The 20,680-nt window shown below is 71.5% G+C and carries 16 protein-coding genes; 6 read left to right on the plus strand and 10 right to left on the minus strand.

What is annotated here, in order from left to right:
• Positions 1–285: 285 nt before the first annotated feature.
• From ACWD4G_RS39715 to ACWD4G_RS39735, 5 genes are all read right to left on the minus strand, one after another.
• A complete protein-coding gene (locus ACWD4G_RS39715) occupies positions 286–2,052 on the minus strand; it encodes an LCP family protein (protein WP_451302521.1) in 1,767 nt (588 codons plus the stop codon).
• A 253-nt stretch (positions 2,053–2,305) separates the two neighbouring features.
• On the minus strand, positions 2,306–3,466 hold the full coding sequence (locus tag ACWD4G_RS39720) for an LCP family protein (RefSeq protein WP_451302523.1): 1,161 nt from the start codon (positions 3,464–3,466) through the stop codon (positions 2,306–2,308).
• 304 nt (positions 3,467–3,770) lie between these two features.
• On the minus strand, positions 3,771–3,965 hold the full coding sequence (locus ACWD4G_RS39725) for a hypothetical protein (protein WP_451302525.1): 195 nt from the start codon (positions 3,963–3,965) through the stop codon (positions 3,771–3,773).
• A 68-nt stretch (positions 3,966–4,033) separates the two neighbouring features.
• A complete protein-coding gene (locus ACWD4G_RS39730) occupies positions 4,034–4,246 on the minus strand; it encodes a hypothetical protein (RefSeq protein ID WP_451302527.1) in 213 nt (70 codons plus the stop codon).
• A 45-nt stretch (positions 4,247–4,291) separates the two neighbouring features.
• Entirely contained in the window at positions 4,292–5,053 is a 762-nt protein-coding gene (locus ACWD4G_RS39735; RefSeq protein WP_451302529.1) for a TIGR03089 family protein, read from the minus strand.
• 121 nt (positions 5,054–5,174) lie between these two features.
• Between ACWD4G_RS39735 and ACWD4G_RS39740 the strand changes: the two genes are divergently transcribed.
• Both ACWD4G_RS39740 and ACWD4G_RS39745 read left to right on the plus strand, forming a co-directional pair.
• On the plus strand, positions 5,175–6,752 hold the full coding sequence (locus tag ACWD4G_RS39740) for a peptidoglycan recognition protein family protein (protein ID WP_451302531.1): 1,578 nt from the start codon (positions 5,175–5,177) through the stop codon (positions 6,750–6,752).
• Positions 6,753–7,005: 253 nt separating this feature from the next.
• Positions 7,006–8,088 (plus strand): sugar phosphate nucleotidyltransferase, encoded by a 1,083-nt coding sequence (locus ACWD4G_RS39745; protein WP_451302533.1) that lies wholly within the window; start codon positions 7,006–7,008, stop codon positions 8,086–8,088.
• A 260-nt stretch (positions 8,089–8,348) separates the two neighbouring features.
• Here the strand turns inward: ACWD4G_RS39745 and ACWD4G_RS39750 are convergent, their stop codons facing one another.
• From ACWD4G_RS39750 to ACWD4G_RS39765, 4 genes are all read right to left on the minus strand, one after another.
• Positions 8,349–9,353: a DNA-3-methyladenine glycosylase family protein gene (locus tag ACWD4G_RS39750; RefSeq protein WP_451302535.1), complete on the minus strand. Its 1,005-nt coding sequence runs from the start codon at positions 9,351–9,353 to the stop codon at positions 8,349–8,351.
• Positions 9,354–9,565: 212 nt separating this feature from the next.
• Positions 9,566–10,891 carry a coenzyme F420-0:L-glutamate ligase gene (locus ACWD4G_RS39755; protein WP_451302568.1) on the minus strand — a complete coding sequence of 442 codons (1,326 nt, stop codon included), beginning with the start codon at positions 10,889–10,891 and terminating at the stop codon, positions 9,566–9,568.
• A gap of 86 nt (positions 10,892–10,977) precedes the next feature.
• On the minus strand, positions 10,978–11,961 hold the full coding sequence (gene cofD, locus ACWD4G_RS39760; RefSeq protein ID WP_451302537.1) for a 2-phospho-L-lactate transferase: 984 nt from the start codon (positions 11,959–11,961) through the stop codon (positions 10,978–10,980).
• Between the two features lie 186 nt (positions 11,962–12,147).
• Positions 12,148–12,708 carry a cupin domain-containing protein gene (locus tag ACWD4G_RS39765; RefSeq protein WP_451302539.1) on the minus strand — a complete coding sequence of 187 codons (561 nt, stop codon included), beginning with the start codon at positions 12,706–12,708 and terminating at the stop codon, positions 12,148–12,150.
• A 724-nt stretch (positions 12,709–13,432) separates the two neighbouring features.
• On the opposite strand from ACWD4G_RS39765, the gene ACWD4G_RS39770 reads away from it, so the two are divergent.
• From ACWD4G_RS39770 to ACWD4G_RS39780, 3 genes are all read left to right on the plus strand, one after another.
• Complete coding sequence (locus ACWD4G_RS39770) at positions 13,433–13,696, plus strand: WhiB family transcriptional regulator (protein ID WP_003975777.1); 264 nt, start codon at positions 13,433–13,435, stop codon at positions 13,694–13,696.
• Between the two features lie 211 nt (positions 13,697–13,907).
• Entirely contained in the window at positions 13,908–17,537 is a 3,630-nt protein-coding gene (locus ACWD4G_RS39775; protein ID WP_451302541.1) for a glycosyltransferase, read from the plus strand.
• The gene (locus ACWD4G_RS39780) at positions 17,534–19,084 is read left to right on the plus strand and encodes a DUF5719 family protein (RefSeq protein ID WP_451302543.1); all 1,551 of its coding nucleotides are present in this window, start codon (positions 17,534–17,536) and stop codon (positions 19,082–19,084) included. Before ACWD4G_RS39775 ends, ACWD4G_RS39780 begins: the two co-directional genes overlap by 4 nt.
• Before the next feature lie 198 nt (positions 19,085–19,282).
• Here ACWD4G_RS39780 and ACWD4G_RS39785 read toward each other — a convergent pair whose 3' ends face one another.
• On the minus strand, positions 19,283–19,738 hold the full coding sequence (locus ACWD4G_RS39785) for a metallopeptidase family protein (protein ID WP_451302570.1): 456 nt from the start codon (positions 19,736–19,738) through the stop codon (positions 19,283–19,285).
• Between the two features lie 355 nt (positions 19,739–20,093).
• On the opposite strand from ACWD4G_RS39785, the gene ACWD4G_RS39790 reads away from it, so the two are divergent.
• The gene (locus tag ACWD4G_RS39790) at positions 20,094–20,516 is read left to right on the plus strand and encodes a DUF3499 domain-containing protein (RefSeq protein ID WP_451302545.1); all 423 of its coding nucleotides are present in this window, start codon (positions 20,094–20,096) and stop codon (positions 20,514–20,516) included.
• Positions 20,517–20,680 lie beyond the last annotated feature (164 nt).

A 20,680-nucleotide genomic window follows, 5' to 3' on the forward strand; every position in this document is an offset into this window, starting at 1 on the left:
TCATGTTCTGTTGAACGCGTCCGCGTTCCGTCCGGATGACATCCGCACGCCCCACGCCGTACATCCGCACCGCGCCGGAGCCCGCTCACGCCCGCGTGTACGACGCCATCCGAAGCCGCCGACCGGGCGCATCGTCGCGCCCACCCGGCACTCACCACTTGCTTCGCGCCCCGGAGGGCGCTCCATACTTCGCGCTCCGGAGTGCCACACCACGTGCGCCCCGGCGGACGCGACTCCCGCGCCCTGTCAGACGTGTGAGAACCCCGTCAGGTCACCACCGAAGCGTCAACTCGCGCACTTCTTCTTGTCGGCGGTGTTCTTCTGGACGTCCAGATTCGCCGCCGACCCACCGGTCAGCGAGACCCCGGCGCCCTTGAAGTCCTTGCCCAGGGTCAGGACCATCGCGGGCAGCCCCTGGGAGGTGGTCTCGCTGTTGCCCTCGCCGGGCTTCAGCGCCGACGCGGACAGACCCATGAGATCGGCCAGCTTGCGCGCCTGGTCGGCCTGGTCCGGGTCGTACGCGAGGGTCGTCTTCGCCAACGTCTCTTCGGCGTTGCCCAACTGGCTCGACTTCGTCACGCCCACATCATTCTGCAGCCAGTTAAGAGTGTCCTGTGCGCTGCCTGCGGGTGCGCCACCGTTGTAGACATTGACCCGGACATCGGCGGCCTCGGCACGGGTGCCCTTGAGCTTGGCCGCCTCCTTCTCCTTGGCCTTCTTCTTCACCTCGGTGAGCGAGATGTCGTCCCGGATCGCCGAGAACAGCTCCTCCGCCTTGCCCGGCGTGGGCAGCACGGTCGCGCCGTCGGTGTTGTCGACGACCGGCACCGTGGTGAAGGTGATGTTCTTCGTCTTGACCTTGCCGACCTCCTGGCCGAGCGAGGCCAGCTTCTTGATGTCGGAGATCTTCGAGTCCACGGTCAGCGCGTCGGTGGCGGCCTCCGCCAGCGACAGCACCTTCGTCGGGTCGGTGAGCGTGTCCTCCGACTTCATCTGACGGATCATCGAGCTGAGGAACTGCTGCTGCAGCTCGATCCGGCTCAGGTCACTGCCGAGGCCCACGCTGTAGCGAGTGCGCAGGAACGCCAGCGCCTGCTCGCCCTGGATGGTGTGCTCGCCCTCGGAGAGGTTCAGCTTCGACTTGCTGTCGTTGATGGGCTTCGCGAGACAGACCTTGACGCCGCCGATGGCCGTGGACAGGGTCTTCACCGCGTTGAAGTCGGCCACCATGAAGTGGTCCGGGGTGATCCCGGTCAGCTCGGTGACCGTGCGCATCGTGCAGCTCGGGGTGCGGCCGTCCTGGCCGAGGCTGGTGTTGAACCGGACGTCGGACGTGCCCGCGATGTTCTTCGTGGAGCCGTCCTCCTGCTCGGTCGGGCAGTCCGGGATGTCCACGATCATGTCCCGGGGGATGCTCATCGCGGTCGCGTTCGTGCGGTCCTTGGAGACATGCAGCAGGATCGTCGTGTCCGCGTGGCCGACGCTGCCCGAGTCGCCGTACTTCTCGTTGCCCGCGCCCGTGCGCTTGTCCGTGCCGATCACCAGGAGGTTGATCGCCCGGTCCTTGCTGAAGCCGCCGGTGCTCGCGCCGTCGTCCGAGATCTTGTCGATGTTGTTGTTCAGGTGCTGGTAGTACAGATAGCCCGCAGCACTCACGCCGACCAGCAGAAACGCCAGCGTGCCGCCGGTCCACACGAGTATCCGTTTGCCCACGGACTTCTTGGGCTTCGCCTTCGTACGGCCCCTGCCGCCGCGCCGGCCCGGCAGCGGCTCCTCGGCGGGCGCCCCCCGACGCCGACGCGGACCCGGGACCACCTCCGTGTCACGGCTGCCCGGCAGCGTTGTCGAGGACATCGCGGCGGTGCCGGCCGCACCGCCGGAACCGCCCGCCCTCGCGCCCGCCCCGGCGGGCGCGGCCCGGCGCGGTCTCGGCACCGACGACTGCGGTGCGGAAGGGGTCAGTCGCAGTTCGTATTCACCGGTGCTCGGGTTGAGTACCCACTGGTCTGCGGGGTCGATGTCGTCCGCCCGCCCACGGCCTTGCGCGTCCACGGTTGTCCGATTCCTCCGTCGGGGCCACGCGGCGTCTTCCCCCTCAAAAGACGCTCGGGTCTCGTGCAAGTGGTGCGCGACCGAGAGGGTGACACACCGGATCGCTCACACTAGCCGCACGATCAGGCGTCAAGCGACGGCGGTGACAAATTCCACGTCCCTACAACTGGGCAATCTGCCCATTTCCTAGAGCATTTGTTCCTCGTGTTGACGTGCGTTTTACCTGAGGCACCCTGTAGGCGCCCTGTTTCGGTCACCCGCAAGCCTCTTCGGCGGCCGTACTGCCGCGAAAAGTCGGCGTCGGATCGGGCGGATTCCTCGGCATCCCCGGCACCCCGCGCGGCAAGTCCCGCGCCACCGCGATCGGCAGGTCGGAGCGCAGCTGTTCGAAGAGCCGGTGCGCGGCCGGTTCCACCAACTCGTCCCGATTCACGTCGTAGGTGTACGACTTCCGAGGAACAGTCAGAAATTGCACCTTCTCCATCGGAACCGTGCGCAAACCGCGCACAAGATCATAAAGTCCGCGCAGACTCGCAAGCCCCGGGTCGGTGGTGAGGGACGAGGTGGCCGCGTCGAGGACCGGGTACAGCTTCACCGGGTTCAGCAGGACGTCGTTGCCGCGCAGCTTCGCCGCCAGGGCCGCGAGGAAACGCTGCTGCCGGTCCATCCGCTCGGTGTCGCTGCCGTTGCCCAACGACTTCCGGGCGCGGACGTATCCGAGGGCCTGCTCCCCGTCGAGTCGCACCCTTCCCGCGGGCAGCCGCAGTTCGGCGGCGCGGTCGTGGACGGGGGCGGCGAGACAGACCTCGACGCCGTCCACGGCGTCGACCATGGCCTTGAAGCCGCTGAAGTCCACGACGACGTGATGGTCGACGCGGATGTCGGTGAGCCGCTCGACGGTTCGGATCGTGCAGGCCGAACCGCCGCTCTGGAAGGCCTGGTTGAGCAGGGTGAAGGCGGGCTTGGTGCGGCTGCCGTCGGGGCGGCGGCAGCTCGGTACGTCCACCATCAGGTCGCGGGGGAGCGAGACGGCGGTGGCGCTTTCGCGGTTCGCCGCGAGGTGCAACAGGATGGTGGTGTCCGAGCGCTCGGTGCCCAGGTCGCGGCCGTAGCGGGCGTTGCCGGCGCCGGCGCGGGAGTCGGAGCCGATGAGGAGGATGTTCTGGGCGCCGCGTACGAGGGCGGTGGGGCGCTCCTTCTCGAAGCGGGCGAGTTCGTCGGCGGCCGAGGTGTCGGAGGTGATGTTGCCGTCGAGCCTCAGATAGGCGACCCAGGCGATGGTGAGAGACCCGAGGGCGAAGAGGCTGATGCCGCCGGCGACCCACCGCACCCAACGCCGACGCCGATCGGCTCCGCCGAGGACGGGCGAGGCTCCGACACCGGGCCCGACCTTCCCGCCTTCCGCACCGGCCACCACACCCCATCCCTCCCTGAGCACGAGCGATTCGTCCCCCTATGACTTTGGCGGGGGGTGGGGGTTGGGGCGGCTGGGGCGGGCCGAATGGGGGATGGGGTGCGTGGGGGGGCGTGGGTGGGGGCGCCTGGGGTGTGGGGGTGGGTCGGGGCCGGGCCGGTGTGTCAGTCCGTCGCAGGCGGACGTACTGCTCGGGGGTTGGATAGGCGTGAACTTTGCTGAGCCGGTTGTACGCGACGGACATATGACACACCGCCCCGACCCCTTCCGCCCGTACGCGGCTACCCCACCGCCGTGGCACACCTCACTGCGACCCGCCGTCCCACTCCAGCCGCAGGCCGTCGTGCTGCTCCGGCTGCGGGTTGCCGTCCTGCTCCATCTGTGGGTCGTTGCGCTGCCCTAGCAGCAGGTCCCCGTCCTGCTCCAGCCGCAGGCCGTCGTGCCGCTGTAGCTGTGGGTCGTTGCGCCGCTCTGGCTGCGGGTCGCCGTCTTGTTCCATCTGCGGGTCGTCGTGCCGCTGCAGCTGTGGGGTGCCGTCCTGGTCCATCTGTGGGCCGTCGCGCTGCTCTAGCCGGAGGTGGCCGTCCGCTCCACCTGTGGGTCGTCGTGCCGCCCCAGCCGCAGGCCGCCGTCCCGTTCCACCTGCGTGCCGTCGCGCCGCTCCGGCTGCGGGGCGCCCTCCTGTTCCACCTGCGAGCGCCGGTGAGCGAAACCCCGGCCAGGCCAGCCGCAGCCGCCGGGTGCCCTGTCGAAGCAGCCGGTGCGGACCCACTCCCTCAAGGGCCACCCCACCCGCGCCGCCCAACACCCTCGCCCCAACGAACGTCACCGCACACCGGCGGTCGCACTCACCCGCTCACTCTCGATCCGCTTGTCCAACGCGTCCGCCCCCAGCGACTCCAGATGCCGACAGAGCACCACGGAACCCCCGCTGGCCAGCGGCCCGTACAACCCCGCGCTCAACCCCTCCCACGTGTCGTACGGCAACCCCGACAGCAAGCGAGCCCCCGGCCCGGTCAGCCCCAGCGCCCCGGCCTCACCCCGCGCCCGCTCCACGACCTCCGCCCCACTGAACTCCCGCCCCGCCACGACCAGCGCGACCTCCTCGGGATCGACAGGCGCGTACGCCACGAACCGGTCCCCCTGCGACGGCACCTCGACCGCGTAGTCCATGAACCCGGCCGGCGTCTGCGGGAACCTGCCGCCGAGCGGCCGTAGCGCGAGCGCGACCCGCTCGCCGGAGCAGGCCCTGGCCCGCTCCAACGTGTCCGGTCCGCTGACGACGACGTCCGCCGCCTTCGGGTCCCCGTCGACATCCGCCACCACCCCCACCGAGGAACACGCCAGCAGCCAGACCGCCGTCTGCCAGTGCGCCGGCAGCAGCAGCGCGACCCGGTCGCCGGGCTCGGCGCCGAGGTCGCCCTGGAGCAGATTCGCGGTCTTGGCCACCCAATTGGCGAAGGTGGCCACGGACAATTCGACGCGTTCGCCCGTCGCGTCGTCGTAGAAGGTCACCAGCGGTCGCGAGGGGTCCGCGGCGAGCGCGGATCGCAGCAGGTCGGCGGGGGTGCGGTCGGCGGCGTTCACGCGCGTAAGCGTACGCGGCCCGGAGGGCGGGCAGGGGGCGGTCCATCGCCGGACCCACCACCGGTTCGGCGGAGTTCGGCCGACGCCCGGTCAACTCCCCGATGGACAGATATGTCTGACTATGTCCAAGCTCGGACTTATGCGTAGATCTCGATTCCTCGCTCCCTCGATCGGCATCACCTGTGCGGCGGCCCTCGCGCTCCCGGCCGTTCTCCCGGCCACGGCGACGGCCGCCACCGGTCCGCCCCCGCCAACGGTCACGGCCGGGAGTGCCGGACGGGCGGCCGAGCTCGTGTCCCCGGCGCTCGCCCCGTCCCCCCTCGCTCCCACGCCGACCCTCGCCCCCACCGCCGTCGCCGGCTCCACTCAGTCCCTCCCCCTGGTCCCCCGCGGCGAGGTCCGCAGTGGCGGTGGCGTGGTCGAGGAGCAGGGGCTCGGGCGTCGCGACGTACGGTCGTTCTCGCTGGTCGGCGTCGTCTGGGACGACCCGGACACGGAACTCCGGGGCCGCGTCCAGGTGCGTACCAGGGCGAAGGACACCACTCGTTGGTCCGGCTGGCAGGACGTCGAGACGCACAACCACGAACACGCCGCCGACCCCGGCACCCCGGAGCGCGCCTCGGGTCGCGTGCGCGGTTCCACCGCCCCGCTGTGGGTCGGTGAGTCGGACGGCGTCGAGGTCCGCGTACGGGCCGAGGACCGGGGGCGTACGGCCGCTCCGGGCGTCCAGACGCTCCCGGACGGCCTACGTCTGGAGCTGGTCGATCCCGGGTCGGACGATCCGGACGGCGCCGGCGCTACGGCAGGCACCGGCGGCACGGGCGGCACGGCCGGCACCGGGGGTACGGCGAGCGCCGGTGCCACGACGAGCGCGGCGGGTGCCACCTCGCCCGGTGGCGCCACACCGGGCGCCGAACCCCCGCCCGCCGGCACCCCTGCGGACACCCCCCGCCTGAACGCGCTGACCGTCGAGTCGGCCGCCTCCTCCGCCGTCAACGCCGATCTCGCTCCGCTCGGCGCGACCGTCATCCCCGCGCTGTCGCGCAAGGAGACGCAGGAGACCCTGGTCGGTCTTGAGCCGAACGCGAAGCCTTACATCGGACCCCGGCCGAAGATCATCACCCGGCGTGGCTGGGGGGCCGACGAGACGCTGCGCGAGAAGGAGTTCCGCTACACCAAGAAGGTGCTGGCGGCCTTCGTGCATCACACGGCCTCGGGCAACAACTACAAGTGCGCCCAGGCCCCCACCGTCATCCGCAGTATCTACCGCTACCACGTGGTGAGCAGCGGCTGGCGGGACATCGGCTACAACTTCCTCATCGACAAGTGCGGAAACATCTACGAGGGCCGCGCGGGCGGTGTGGCCAAGGCCGTCATGGGCGCCCACACCCTCGGGTTCAACACCAACAGCATGGGGGTCGCGGTTCTCGGCAGTTACACCACCAAGAAGCCGGAAGCCGTGGTGCTCGACGCGTTCGCTCAACTCACCGCGTGGAAACTCGGTCTTTACCTCGCGAACCCGAAAGGCAAGACATACCTCACTTCCGGTGGTGGCAATCTCTACGCAAAAGGCAAGAAGGTACAGCTGAACGTGATCTCCGGTCACCGGGACGGGTTCGCGACCGAGTGCCCGGGGGGGCGCCTTTACGGAAAACTCGGCACGATCCGCTCGGCGTCCGCCCGCTATCAAGGCCGATAGCGCGGTGGCGGGTTGAGGGGGGAGCCGAGGCAGGGGCCCCGGTAGGAAACCGATGACCGGCCGGAGGTCATCTCATACCGCGACAGGCCGCCCGAGGGCCCGCCCCTCGTGCCCTCGACGGACAGCGCCACTGACCTGCGAAAAGCGCGGGTCGGTGGCGCCCGCACAACCATGAAGGCGCCATGAACGGTCTGCATACACTGGCCGGTCGAATGAGAGTTCGGCCGGTCCCGGCAGGAAGCAGAGACGACAGGTGACAGAAGCGATCCTCCTGGTCGGTGGCAGAGGCACCCGACTGCGTCCGCTCACGGTGCACACTCCGAAGCCCATGGTTCCGGCGGCCGGAGTCCCCTTCCTCACCCACCAGTTGGCGAGAGCGAGGGCAGCGGGCGTCGACCACATAGTCCTCGCCACCTCCTATCTCGCCGAGGTCTTCGAACCCCATTTCGGTGACGGCTCCGCCCTCGGTCTCCACCTGGAGTACGTCACGGAGGACGAGCCCCTGGGCACGGGCGGCGCCATCCGCAACGCCGCCAGCCACCTCCACTCCGCCCCCGACGACCCGGTCCTGGTCTTCAACGGCGACATCCTGACGGGCCTCGACATCCGCCGCCTCGTCCACACCCACGAGACGACCGGCGCGGACGTCTCCCTCCACCTCACCCAGGTGACCGACCCGCGCGCGTACGGCCTGGTCCCGACCGACGGGACGGGCAGGGTGCTGGCCTTCCTGGAGAAGCCGCAGACCCCCGAGGAGATCGTCACCGACCAGATCAACGCGGGGGCGTACGTCTTCCGCCGCTCGGTCATCGACACCATCCCGGCGGGCCGCCCGGTCTCGGTCGAACGCGAGACGTTCCCGGACCTGCTGGCCGCCGGCGCCCACCTCCAGGGCATGGTCGACTCGACGTACTGGCTGGACCTGGGCACCCCCGCCGCCTTCGTACGAGGCTCAGCCGACCTCGTCCTCGGCAGGGCGCCGTCCCCCGCCGTCCCCGGCCGCTGCGGCGACCGCCTGGTCCTCCCCACGGCCCGGGTCGCGGGCGATGCCAAGCTCACCGGCGGCACGGTCGTCGGCGAGGGCGCCTTCGTGGGCGAGGGCGCCCGCGTCTTCGGCAGTACGGTCCTGGCGGGCGCCGTAGTCGAACCCGGCGCCGTCATCACCGACTCCCTCATCGGAGCCCGAGCCCGAGTAGGCGAACGCTCCATACTCACCGGCACGGTCGTAGGCGACGGCGCCATCATCGGCGCCGACAACGAGTTGAACCCCGGAGCCCGGGTCTGGTGCGACGCCCGCATCCCCACGGGTGCGCTCCGCTTCTCATCGGACCAGTAAGAGCGCCTAATAGCACGGGGGATGGGTTCGTCGGCGGCTGCGGGTGGTTGTGTGGTTGCTCACGCAGTTCCCCGCGCCCCTTAAAGGCAGGGCGCAGCCCCGAGCCTTTAGGGGCGCGGGGAACTGCGCGACAAGCCCCCACCCACCCGCACCCGCCCAACTGCCCTGCCCCCCAACTATTAGGCGGGGGGTCGAAGGGGCACAGCCCCTGGGGGATGGGACGGGTAGGGGCGGCGGGGGCGAGAAAAACCAGGCGAACCCTAGAGCCGCCCAATATCCCCCCGCCGCATCCGAGGCGCCCGCCGCCCCGGCACCCTCCCCGACAACAAGATCAACCGAGCCGCCCGATGCCGCTGCCCCGCATACGGCTCCAACAACTCCAACATCACGGAGTCATCCGCATCCCGATCCCCCACCAACGCGAACCCCACGATCCCCGGCAGATGCAGATCCCCCACGGTCACCGCATCCGCCGCCCCATGACTCCGCTGCACGGTCTCCGCCGAGGTCCACACCCCCACCCCCGGCACCAGCTCCAACCTCCGCCGAGCCTCCTCGGGCGACATCCCCACGGCCTCCTCCAGCCGCCCCGCCACCCGAACCGCCCGCAGAATCGTCGACGCCCGCTTGTCGTCCACCCCGGCCCGATGCCACTCCCACGACGGAATGAGCGCCCACTCCCGAGCCGTGGGCATGACATACATCCCCGGCGGTACGGGCCCCGGCGCCGGCTCCCCGTACTTCCGTACGAGCAACCGCCACGCCCGATAGGCCTCACCCGTCGTGACCTTCTGCTCCAACACGGACGGAATCAACGACTCCAGCACCAGCCCGGTCCGCGTCAGCCGCAACCCGACCCGCCGCTTCCAGGCCATGGCGACGACCCGATGCCGAGGCACGAACACCTCGGGCTCGTCCAACGCCCCCAACAGCGGCGGCAGTTGTTCGAGCAGCCAGGAACCCCCGGGCCCCCAGGCCTCCGCCTCGACGGCCCCGCCCCGCACCACGACCCTGAGAGTCCCGGCCCCCACCGGCGTACGACTGGCCCGCCACACGGCCCCGTCCGGCGTCGCCCGAAACGTGGGATCGCCGGCCCCCCGCCGCAGCGGCCCGAGCACGAGCCCCAGATCGAGCGCCCCCTCGGGCACCCAGACCCGCCGCATCCCGACCCCACCGGCCCGCCCCGCCCCCGCCCCCCTGGGCACAGGCACATGCCCACCCCGCACAGTCGTACGAGTGGGTCGCTGCTCAAACCGTCCAGCCACGATGGGGGTCCTAGGAAGTCATAGGGGGCGCCCTATGAGGGTAGGCGCTATCGTCCGTGCCCCTTGAAGCCTGGGGTGCGCCCCAGTTCTTTTAGGGGCGCGGGGCTGTATCGATATGCGGCTCCGCCGCGTGGGCGCGAGCAACCACGACGCACCCGCACTCGCGCACCCATCCAAATCACCCCCGAACCGTAGGCGCACCCGCACAACGCCTACCGCACCTCGACAAACGCCTCCACCCCCCGCTCCCCCCGAGCCGGAGGCTCCCCCGCCGGATGCCCCACAGCCACGGCCCCCATCGGGTCCCACCCCTCCGGCAGCCCCAGAACCCCCCGCACCACATCCCGGCAGAACATCGTCGACGACACCCACGCCGACCCCAGCCGCTCCCCGGCCAGCGCCACGAGGAAGTTCTGCACCCCGGCCCCGGCGGCGACGACGAACATCTCCCGCTCGGCCCCGTCCCGCCGCGCGTCCCCGTACGTGTGCGCCCCGTCCATGACGAGACACGGCACCACCAGATACGGCGCGTTCCGCAGCACATCCCCCCGCCGCACCCGCTTCGCGATGGACTCCTCGCTCTTGCCGTCCCGCCGAAGATCCGCGATCCAGGCGTCCCGCATGGCGTCGAGCAGCCGCACCCGCGACTCCTCGGACTCCAGCAGCACGAACCGCCACGGAGTGGTGTGATGCGGCGCCGGCGCGGTCACGGCGGCGGCGACGGCCCGCCGTACGGCGCCCGGGTCGACCGGCTCGTCGGTGAACGCCCGCACCGTACGCCGCTGGGCCACCGCCAGCCGTACGGCCTCGGAGGTGCCCAGCCGGAACATGTCGTCCCGCGCCCCGCGCACCAGCGCCTTCGTCCCCTCGCCCCCGTCCTCGGCGACGACATGCGCCAGCCCCCGTACGACGGCGACGGGCAGCCCGGCGGCCTTGCCCTTGACCAGGTCACCTGCGGCGGCCAGCTCGTCGGCGGTGGCGACGACGGTCGCGTTGAGCGGATTGCCGTACGCGTCGGTCCCGCCCCGGAGGTCGTCGAGCACCCGCACACCCGCCGCCCCGATGGCGACATCCGTCAACCCGGCCCGCCAGGGTCGCCCGAAGGTGTCGGTGACGACGACCCCTACCTCGACCCCGAGAGCGTCCCGGAGGCCGTCCCGGACGGCACGGGCGGAGGCGTCGGGGTCCTCGGGCAGCAACAGCACGGTCCCGGCAGGGGTGTTGGAGGCGTCGACACCGGCGGCGGCCATCACCAGGCCCTGCCGGTTCTCGACGATCCTGAGGGCCCCGCGCCGGGCCACGACCCGCACGGTCTCGGCGTCGATCGCGGCCTCCCGGTCGACGGCCTCCACGATCCGCCCCTCGGCCTTGGACACGATCTTCGAGGTGACGAGCAGCACGTCCCCGTCGACGAGACCGGGCTCGGCCGCCGCGATGAGCTTCGCGAGATCGTCCCCGACCCGCACCTCGGGAATCCCAGCCACAGCCCACACACGAAACCCACCGGCACCACCCGAGCCCCCACCCTCAGCGCCCACCGTGCCGCGAGCCTCGCCTTCTGCGCCCACCGTGCCGCGAGCCTCGGCCGAACCCTCAGCGTTCTCGACCCCCGTCGCCTCCCCGCTCACGCGCCCCGCACCTCCTCCGCCAGGGCCAGCGCCTCGCGGGCCATGGCCGTCGTCGCGTCCAGGTCCGTCATCATCAGGGGGACGGCCCGGCAGCGAATCCCGGCGGTCTCGACCCGCTCCACGGCGCCCGCGTCCACGGTGTCCACCAGCCAGCCGTCGAGCAGCCCGGAGCCGTAGTGCTCGGCGACCGCGGCGGCGTTGGACTCGACGCCGACGGCGGCGAGGACCTTGTCGGCCATGCCCCGCACGGGCGCGTCCCCGACGATGGGGGAGAGCCCGACGACCGGCACCCCGGCCTCGGCGATCGCCTCCCGGATACCGGGTACGGCGAGGATGGTGCCGACCGAGACGACGGGGTTGGACGGCGGGAAGAGGATCACGTCCGCCGCCGCGATGGCCTCCAGGACGCCCGGCGCGGGCTTCGCCTGCTCGGCGCCGACCGGCACGATCGCCTCGGCCGGCACGGAGGCCCGCAGCCGCACCCAGTACTCCTGGAAGTGGATCGCCTTGCGCTCGCCGGTGCCCTCGGCGGAGCCGCTGTCGGGCAGCGTGACGGCCACATGGGTCTCGACGCGGTCGTCGGTCATCGGCAGCAGCCGGACGCCCGGCTTCCACCGGTCGCACAGCGCCTCCGTGACCGCGCTCAGCGGATAACCGGCGCCGATCATCTGCGTCCGCACGATGTGGGTGGCGAAGTCCCGGTCCCCGAGCCCGAACCACTCCGGCCCGACGCCGTACGCCGCGAGCTCCTCCTTGAGATGGAAGGTCTCGTCGGCCCGCCCCCAGCCCTGCTCCTCGTTGATGCCGCCGCCGAGCGTGTACATCACCGTGTCGAGGTCGGGGCAGACCTTCAGCCCGAAGAGGTGGATGTCGTCACCGGTGTTGCCGATGACCGTGATCTCCGCCTCCGGCACGGCCCGCTTCAGACCCCGCAGAAACCGGGCACCCCCGATGCCACCTGCCAGAACCACAATGCGCATGGGAGCAGTCTTGCAGGCAGGTACGACAACGGACCGCCGGGCCGTGACCACGACCGATTTTCGGCCGACCGCACACACCGACGCTTCCGCACCCGCGCGCGTGCCCGCTTCTTGACCCTCACGCGCGCGTGCCGCCGGCCTCCCGCTCGCGTGGGCGGTGGGTTTCCCGCTCGCGCGGTGTCCCCCTCACCCCGCGACGGCCGCCGCCGTCTCCGTCTCCGTCTCCGTCCCCGCCTCCACCGCGCACGCCTTCATGGGGGTCCCCCCGGTCGAACGGAGTTGAGACTGGGGGAGCATCGGCATGTCCGTCAGCCCGGGGTAGTAGATGTGCAGGCTTATGGCCGGTTCCAGGGTGTCGTTGACGACCTCGTGCGCGTACCCGGGCGCGAACACCCGCTGCGCGCCGGTCTCCAGCACCCGTGTGCCCCGGTCGGTGTGCTCGGTGAGCGTGCCCTCCAGGACGGTCATGACCCCGGAGGAGCCGCCGTGGTCGTGGAGGCCGGTGCCCTGACCCGGCACCCAGGACAGCAGCCACACCTCGTAGCCGGGGCCGGTGCGCAGCCGGTGGTACCAGCGGGTCGCGGCGTCGTACTCGACGAGGCGCTCCCACTGGGCGCGGTCCTCGGCGATGGAGCGGGCGAGTCCGGCGAACTCGGCCACGGTGACGGGATGTTGGCGCGGTGCCTGCAGCAGGTGCGGTACTTCGAGGATGTCGCCGGCGATCTGTACGTCGCTGTCGCTGTTCATGGAGTGAGGTGTTCCTCGGCGGAGTACGTGGGGGAGGTCTGGGTGTCGTAATGCCGCCCACCCGGGTCACGGGCGGGACACGGTCGCCCTGGTGCGGGCAAGAAGGGAACGACGACCGAGCCGGGATGGGCTCAGTGACAGCCGGAGCGCGTAGGGCTCAACAGCTGGGACAGCAACAGCGACAGCTACGGCGAGCGCGGACAGCACCGAGGGACCCGGCGGAGCGGGTCGAGGTGAGTGCCAAGTTCGCGAGCATGCCCACTAGGACAGCGGTTCACACCTCCGCTGTCAACTTCACGTCCGGTATGTGGATGCCGGTTCACCTCTTCCGGTGCATCCGCGCGGCGAAAGGTTTGTGCATGGGGCGCCGGGGAGACATGGCCACAACCGGGCACGCCCGGGTACGGCACCACCGGGCACGCCCGGAGCGAGTCGGCTGAAACACGTCGGAACGAGATCGAACTCCGGGGCGTCTTCCTCCGTAAGGAAGGGAGACCTCGCCCCGTACTTCGAGAACTCCCGTCCGCCGCCAAGCTGCTGTCAGGTTTATGCCGATTTGAACACTTTCCGCATAGCCTTGGTTCCGCAGAGTGAATAAGGGGCCCAATAGCAGATCTCGGCTTGACTCGCCCGTAGCAGCACACTTGTAATTTCACTCGTGTCGTTCAGCCGAAATCGGTAACGGCCGCACGACGGGGACGCGAAGGACGGACGAGGGGCGCACATGACCGAGCTCGTGCAGCAACTGCTGGTCGACGACGCGGACGAGGAACTCGGCTGGCAGGAGCGCGCGCTGTGCGCCCAGACCGATCCCGAGTCCTTCTTCCCCGAGAAGGGCGGCTCGACCCGCGAGGCCAAGAAGGTCTGCCTCGCCTGCGAGGTCCGCTCCGAGTGCCTCGAATACGCCCTCGCCAACGACGAACGATTCGGGATCTGGGGCGGTCTGTCGGAGCGCGAACGCCGCCGTCTGAAGAAGGCCGCGGTCTGAGACCACCGGAAGCAACGGCCCGTCGCAGGTGGGTTATCCACAGGCGGCGGGCCGCCCTGCCCGCCCGTCTCCCGGCCACCACCCCTCACCGAGGCGCTCCGCGCCGCCCCTTTTGCATTGCCGTTAGTGTGGGCCCTCGTCCGAGACGTCCCGCTGTCCCCGCCGGACACAGACGTCCACCGCAGTCCATCGAACCGGGGCCCGTACCTCGATGTCCGTGCACAGCCACCCGGCAGCCCACCACGACGCTGCCACTCCCGAGTTCCCACGCCATGTGGTGACCGCGGTCCTCGTCGCGCACGACGGCGCCCGCTGGCTGCCCGACGCGCTCGCCGGGCTGCTCGGCCAGGAGCGCCCCGTCCAGAGCGTCATGGCGGCCGACACCGGCAGCGCGGACGACTCCGCCCAGCTCCTCGCCGACGCCCTCGGCCCCGACCGTGTGCTGCATCTCGCGCGACGCACCGGTTTCGGCCAGGCCGTCGACGAGGCCAACCGCACCGCGGGCGTGCTCACCCAGGACGACCTCGCGTATCTGAGGCGCCCCAGCGGCTGGGACCCCGTCACCCGCACCTGGCGCGACGACGCGTACGACATGCCCGAGCTCCCGCACGGCGAGCCGGTCCAGTGGCTGTGGCTGCTCCACGACGACTCCGCCCCCGAACCGGACGCCCTCGCCCAACTGCTGCGCGTCGTGGAGAACGAACGCGAGCTGGGCCGTGACGACGTGGCCGTCGTCGGCCCCAAGCTGCGCGGCTGGTACGACCGCCGTCAGCTCCTGGAGGTCGGCGTCACCATCGCCGACTCCGGCCGCCGCTGGACCGGCCTGGACCGCCGCGAACAGGACCAGGGCCAGCACGACCACGTCAAACCCAGCCTCGCCGTCTCCACCGCCGGCATGCTGATCCGCCGCGACATCTTCGAGGCGTTGGGCGGCTTCGACCGCCGACTGCCCCTGATGCGTGACGACGTCGACCTGTGCTGGCGTGCCACCGACGCCGGCCACCGCGTCCTCGTCGCCCCCGAAGCGGTCGTACGGCACGCCGAGGCCGCCTCCCGAGAGCGCCGCACCGTCGACTGCGTGGGCCGCTCCGCCGCCTCCCCGCACATGGTCGACAAGGCGGGCGCCGTCTACACCCTCCTCGTCAACTCCCGTACGCCGCAGCTTCCCTGGGTGCTGCTGCGTATCGTCCTCGGCACGCTCCTCAGGGTCGTGGCCTACCTCGTCGGCAAGGTCCCCGGACAAGCCCTCGACGAGGTCCGCGGTCTGCTGAGCGTGCTGCTGCGACCCGAGCGGATCATCGCCGGACGCGGCAAGCGAGGCCGCTCACAGATCGACAAGGGCGAGCTGCGGGCGCTGTTCCCGCCGCCCGGCGCCACCGTCCGGGCCACCGTCGAACAGGCGGCGGGCGATCTGTTCGGCCGCTCCGACGCCGAGTCCCCGGCGGCCGGACGGCACGGCGGCGCGGTCGAGTCCGGGCCCGGTGACGACGACGCCGACTTCCTGGAGGTCGAGCAGTTCGCCCGGCTCAAGCGCGTCGCGCGCAAACCCGGCCCCGTGCTCTTCGCCCTGCTCCTCCTCGCCTCGCTGATCGCCTGCCGCTCCCTGCTCAGCGGCGGCGCGCTCATGGGCGGCGCCCTGCTGCCCGCCCCCGCCGACTCCTCCGCACTGTGGTCGCGCTACGCGGACGCCTGGCACGCGGTCGGCACCGGCGGCACGGAGGCCGCGCCGCCCTACCTCGCGATCGTGGCCCTGCTCGCCTCCCTGCTGTTCGGCTCCGCCGGACTCGCGGTCACCCTGCTGGTCGTGGCCTCCGTCCCGCTGGCCGGCTTCACCGCGTACTTCGCCTCCCGGCCCCTGGTCGAGTCCCGGCTGCTGCGCGCGTGGGCGGCCGTCGTCTACGCCTTCCTGCCGGCCGTCACCGGCGCCCTCGCGGGCGGGCGCATCGGCACCTGTGTCCTCGCGATCCTGCTGCCCCTGATGGCCCGCGCGGGCGCCGCCGCAGGAGGGCTCACGAACAGCACGGGGGCGCGCGGCAGTTGGCGCGCCACCTGGGCGTACGCGCTGCTGCTGACGATCACCACCGCGTTCACCCCGATCGTGTGGCCCATCGCGCTGGTCCTCGGCGTCGGGCTCCTCGCCGTACGCCGCCGCGAGATCACCGCCTACGGGCCGCGCTTCCTGGTCCAACTGGGCACCCCGCTGCTGCTCCTCGCCCCCTGGTCGCTGACGCTGCTGCCGTCCGGCTTCTTCCAGGAAGCCGGCCTGGAATACGGGGCGAGCGCGGCCTCCGCGACCGATCTGCTCGGCATCAGCCCCGGCGGTCCGGGCACGGTCGGCGGCCTCACCCTCATCGGCATCGTCCTGGCCGCACTGGCCGCCCTGCTGCGCTCGGAGCGTCAGTTGGGAATCCGGACCGCCTGGACGGCCGCCCTGGTGGGCCTCGTCTTCGCCGTCCTGTCCAACGGCTCCGCCTGGGCCGGTCCCGCCACCCTCGTCTACGGCCTCGCCCTCCTCGGCGCCGCCACCCTGGGCGCCGACGGCGCACGCGCGCGTGTGGCCGAGCAGAGCTTCGGCTGGCGCCAGCCGGTGGCCGTCCTCATCGCGCTCGCCGCCGCCGTGGGCCCGCTGCTCGCCGCCGCCGGATGGATGCTCGGCGGCGCCGACGGACCCCTCAAGCGCCGCGACCCCGTCCAGGTGCCCGCGTTCGTCGCCGAGGAGAGCGGCACCCGCGACCAGGCCCGCACCCTTGTCCTCGACAGCACCACCACCGCCAAGGTCTCCTACACCCTGGTCCGAGGCTCCGGCGTCCGCCTCGGCGACGCCGAACTCACCGCAGTGGCGGGCGAGAACGAGCAGCTCGACAAGGTCGTCGCCAACCTGGTCGCCGGCTCCGGCGCCGACCAGGCCGACGAACTGGGCGGCTTCGCCGTCCGCTACGTCCTCGTCCGCCAGGGCGCCCCACGCGAGGTCAGCCGCGTCCTGGACGCCACGCCCGGCCTGAGCCGCCTCAGCCAGCAGGACGGCAGCGCCCTGTGGCGGGTGGACCGCCAGGTCTCCCGCGTCACCATCGAGGCATCCTCGGGCGATCCCAAGGCCGTCGCCGCCGGTCCCGTCGACGTGCACGCCACCATCCCGGCCGGCGGCTCGGGCCGGGTCCTGCGCCTCGCCGACACCGCCGACGAGTCCTGGACCGCCACCCTCGACGGAAAGCCGCTCACCCCCACCACGGTCGACGGCTGGGCCCAGGGCTTCCAACTGCCCGTCGACGGCGGAAAGCTGGACGTCACCTTCGACACCCCCTTCGGCCACACCGGCTGGCTGTGGGCCCAGGGCTCGCTCGCGGTCGTCCTCGTCGTCCTCGCCCTCCCCGGACGCCGCCGGGACGTCGACGACGACCTCCCGGACGAGCCGGTCGCCGTCCCCGCCCAGGACATCACCGGCGACGGCCGCCGCGCCCGCCGACTGCGCGCCCAGGCGGAGGCCGAGGCCGAGAAGTCCGCCGACCCCGACCTGCCCCCACCTCCGGCTCAGGCCCCGGTCGCGGCCCCCGTCCCGCAGCAGCAGTCGTACGACGGCTGGGACACCCCGGGCCACGCGGGCGCCGAATACGGCCAGTACGACCAGCAGTTCCAGAACGCCCAGCAGTACCCGGCGGGCACCTACGACCAGCAGCACTACCAGGCCGACCCCTATCAGGGCGCCCAGTACGACCCGTACGCCTCCTACGGGGGCAACCCGGCCTCGTACGACCAGACGTACACCCAGGGCTATGACGCGACGTACGACCCGTCGCACGGCACCGGCGCCGATAGTGAGCGCCCCGACGGGAGCCAGCAGTGAACCGCCAGACCCTGTCCCTGATCGCCGGCGTGACCGCGCTGGCCGCCGTCACGGGCTTCGCCACGCTGTCCGCACCCGACACCTCGACCGGCGACACCTCCGCCAAGGCGGCGGCCCAACTCCCCGTGGAGCGCACGGGCCTGCTCTGCCCCCAGCCGAGCACCTCGGACGTGGGGGAGACCACGTACACGTCCTTCACCCCCGTCACCAAGAGCAGCGGGAACGAGGGCAGTGCGGAACTGACGCGCGCGGAGGAGGCGGACGCGGCGGACTCCCCGTCCCCTTCCCAGTCCCCGGACAAGGACGAGGACGAGGGCGAGGACAAGAAGACCGGCGAAAGCGATAAGGCGAACAAACCGGTTCTCGAAGTGAAGGAACCCGGCACGCCCGTGACCGCCGATGCCGACAGCGCCGACACACCCGCGCTGATCGGCACGGCCCAGGGGAAGTTCGCCCCCGGCTGGACGGTCCAGGAGACGACGGAGGTCGCCGTCGGCACCGGCCGAGGGCTGCTCGGCGTCAACTGCACCGCCCCGGACACGGAGTTCTGGTTCCCGGGCGGCAGCACGGCCGCGGACCGCACGGACTACGTCCACCTCACCAACCCGGACGACTCGGCGGCCGTTGTCGACATCGAGCTCTACGGCAAGGACGGCGCCCTGAAGTCGACGGTGGGGGACGGCATCACGGTCATGCCCCGCTCCACCGAGCCGGTTCTGCTGTCGACGCTCGTCACGGAGAAGGAGGCCGACCTCACGGTCCACGTCAGCGTCCGCAGCGGCCGGGTCGGCGCCGCCCTCCAGGCCCTCGACAAAAAGGTGGGCGGCGACTGGCTCACCGCCACCGCCGACCCGGCGGGCAGCGTGGTACTCCCCGGCATCCCCGAGGACGCCAAGTCCGTCCAGCTCATCGCCTTCACCCCCGGTGACACGGACGCCGACCTGAAGATCCGCCTGGCCTCACCGACGGGCCCGATCACCCCCGCCGGCAACGAGAGCCTGCACATCAAGGCGGGCATGACGGCCACGGCCGACCTGGGCGACGTCACGCGCGGCGAGCCGGGCTCGATCTACCTCACCCCCACGGACGAGTCGATCCCGGTCGTGGCCGCCCTGAGGGTGATCCGGGGCACCGGCGGCGACAAGGAGACCGCCTACATCCCCGCCACCCGCCCCGTGGGCGCCCGGGCGACGGTCACCGACAACCGGGCCAAGGGCACCACCCTCGCCCTCACGGCCCCCACCGGCACGGCGAAGGTCAAGGTCACGGCCTCGGCGGGCACCGAAGGGGGCGAGCCCACGACCAAGACGTTCACGATCGAGGAAGGCACGACCCAGAACGTCGACCTGCCCACCCCCACCGGCCTGAAGGGCACCTACGCCCTCACGGTCGAATCCCTCTCGGGCCCCCCGGTCTACGCCTCCCGCACCCTGGAAGCCAAACTGGACACCGTCCCCGCCTTCACCATCCAAACCCTCCCGGACGACCGCGGAACAGTGGCGGTCCCGGAGGCGGAACAGGACTTGTCGATCCTGCAGCGCCCCTGAAAGCGCCGAAGGCGCTTGAAAGGGGCGCGGGGAACGGCGCGGGCAACCACGACGAACCCGCACGGTGGCACTCATCTCAGCGGGGGCCTGGGGGCGGCAGCCCCCAGAAGCGGGGTCGAAGGGGCGCAGCCCCTGGTGACGGGACGGGTAGGGGCGGCGGGGGCGAAACAACCAACCCACCCGCACCCCCACCGACGGTCAGTCCTCCCCATACCGAGGATCAACCGTCTCCGGATTCAACCCCAGCAACTCCGCCACCTGCTCCACCACAACCTCATGCACCAGCGCCGCCCGCTCATCCCGCCCCTTGGTCCGGATCTCGACCGGCCGCCGATAGACGACAACCCGAGCCGGCCGCCCCTCCCGCGCCGGCACGATCCCCCCGAGCGGCACGGCCTCGTCGTTCCAGGGCCCGTCCCCCGGCCCGTCCAGCCGGGGCACCTCAAGCACGAGGAAGTCGATATCGGCAAGCTGCGGCCACCGCCGCTCCAGCCGCTCCACGGAATCCTGCACAAGATCCGCGAAGACCTCGGCACGACTGGCCGCCAGCGGGACCTGGGGCGGCGCGATCGGCCCGCGCATCCCCCTGCCGTGCCGGTCTCGGCGGCGGGGCCCGGGTGCGGAGGAGGCACGGGGCGGTACGAGGTTGTCCATCACCTGCGAAGCGTAGTCCTCGCGAGGACTACGCGCCCGACCCCACACTCCGGCCCGGCGAGCGGGCCGGACGCGACTGACCTGCACACGTCCGCCGTGTCCAACCGGCTCGCCGCGACGCGATGCCCCTAGGGGGCGAACCCCATGTCGCGGGATGACCATTCCAGCCAAGGTTGGGCTTGATTCCATATCTCTCCGAGACCGGCGAACCAGCGCCAATTGCCTGGTTTATACCGAAAATTGATCGAGTTGCCGACTGTTCGGCATCCCGGACGGTGGGTTACTCGCAGGTCAACGCGGTGGGTTCCATGGGGTGTGTGGGACGTTTCACACCACGACACGGTGGAGTGACCTGGTGGCCAGTCGTCGCGGCCCGCTCAAGAGTGCGGTACCGTCCAACCTCGTGAGCCCTGTACGTCGCTGTTCGCGCACCGCTTGCGGCCGTCCCGCCGTCGCGACGCTGACGTACGTCTACGCCGACTCGACCGCGGTCCTCGGCCCCCTCGCGACCTACGCCGAACCCCACTGCTACGACCTGTGCGCCGAGCACTCCGAGCGCCTGACCGCCCCGCGCGGCTGGGAGGTCGTACGACTCCTGGACGGCTCGGCCCCGGCCCGCCCCAGCGGCGACGACCTGGAAGCCCTCGCCAACGCCGTACGCGAGGCGGCCCGTCCGCAGCAGCGCGCGGCGGAGGCCGGCGGCAACGCCCGCACGGCCGACCCGATGGAGGTCGCCCGCCGGGGCCACCTCCGCATCCTGCGCAGCCCCGACAACTGACGCCGCGCGCGGGCCCGTTGTCCGCGTGGCTCTTTTCCGCCCCTCCCCGTTCCGTTCAGTGATGCGGCCCTGTTGACGCGCGGTTGTCGCGGACACGACCATTCCGGTGCCCGTGTGAAACCGCTTTCCGCATCGCGGAATCCCGTGGAATCCAGGGAGGCGCC

The organism is Streptomyces sp. NPDC002643, assembly GCF_053592555.1.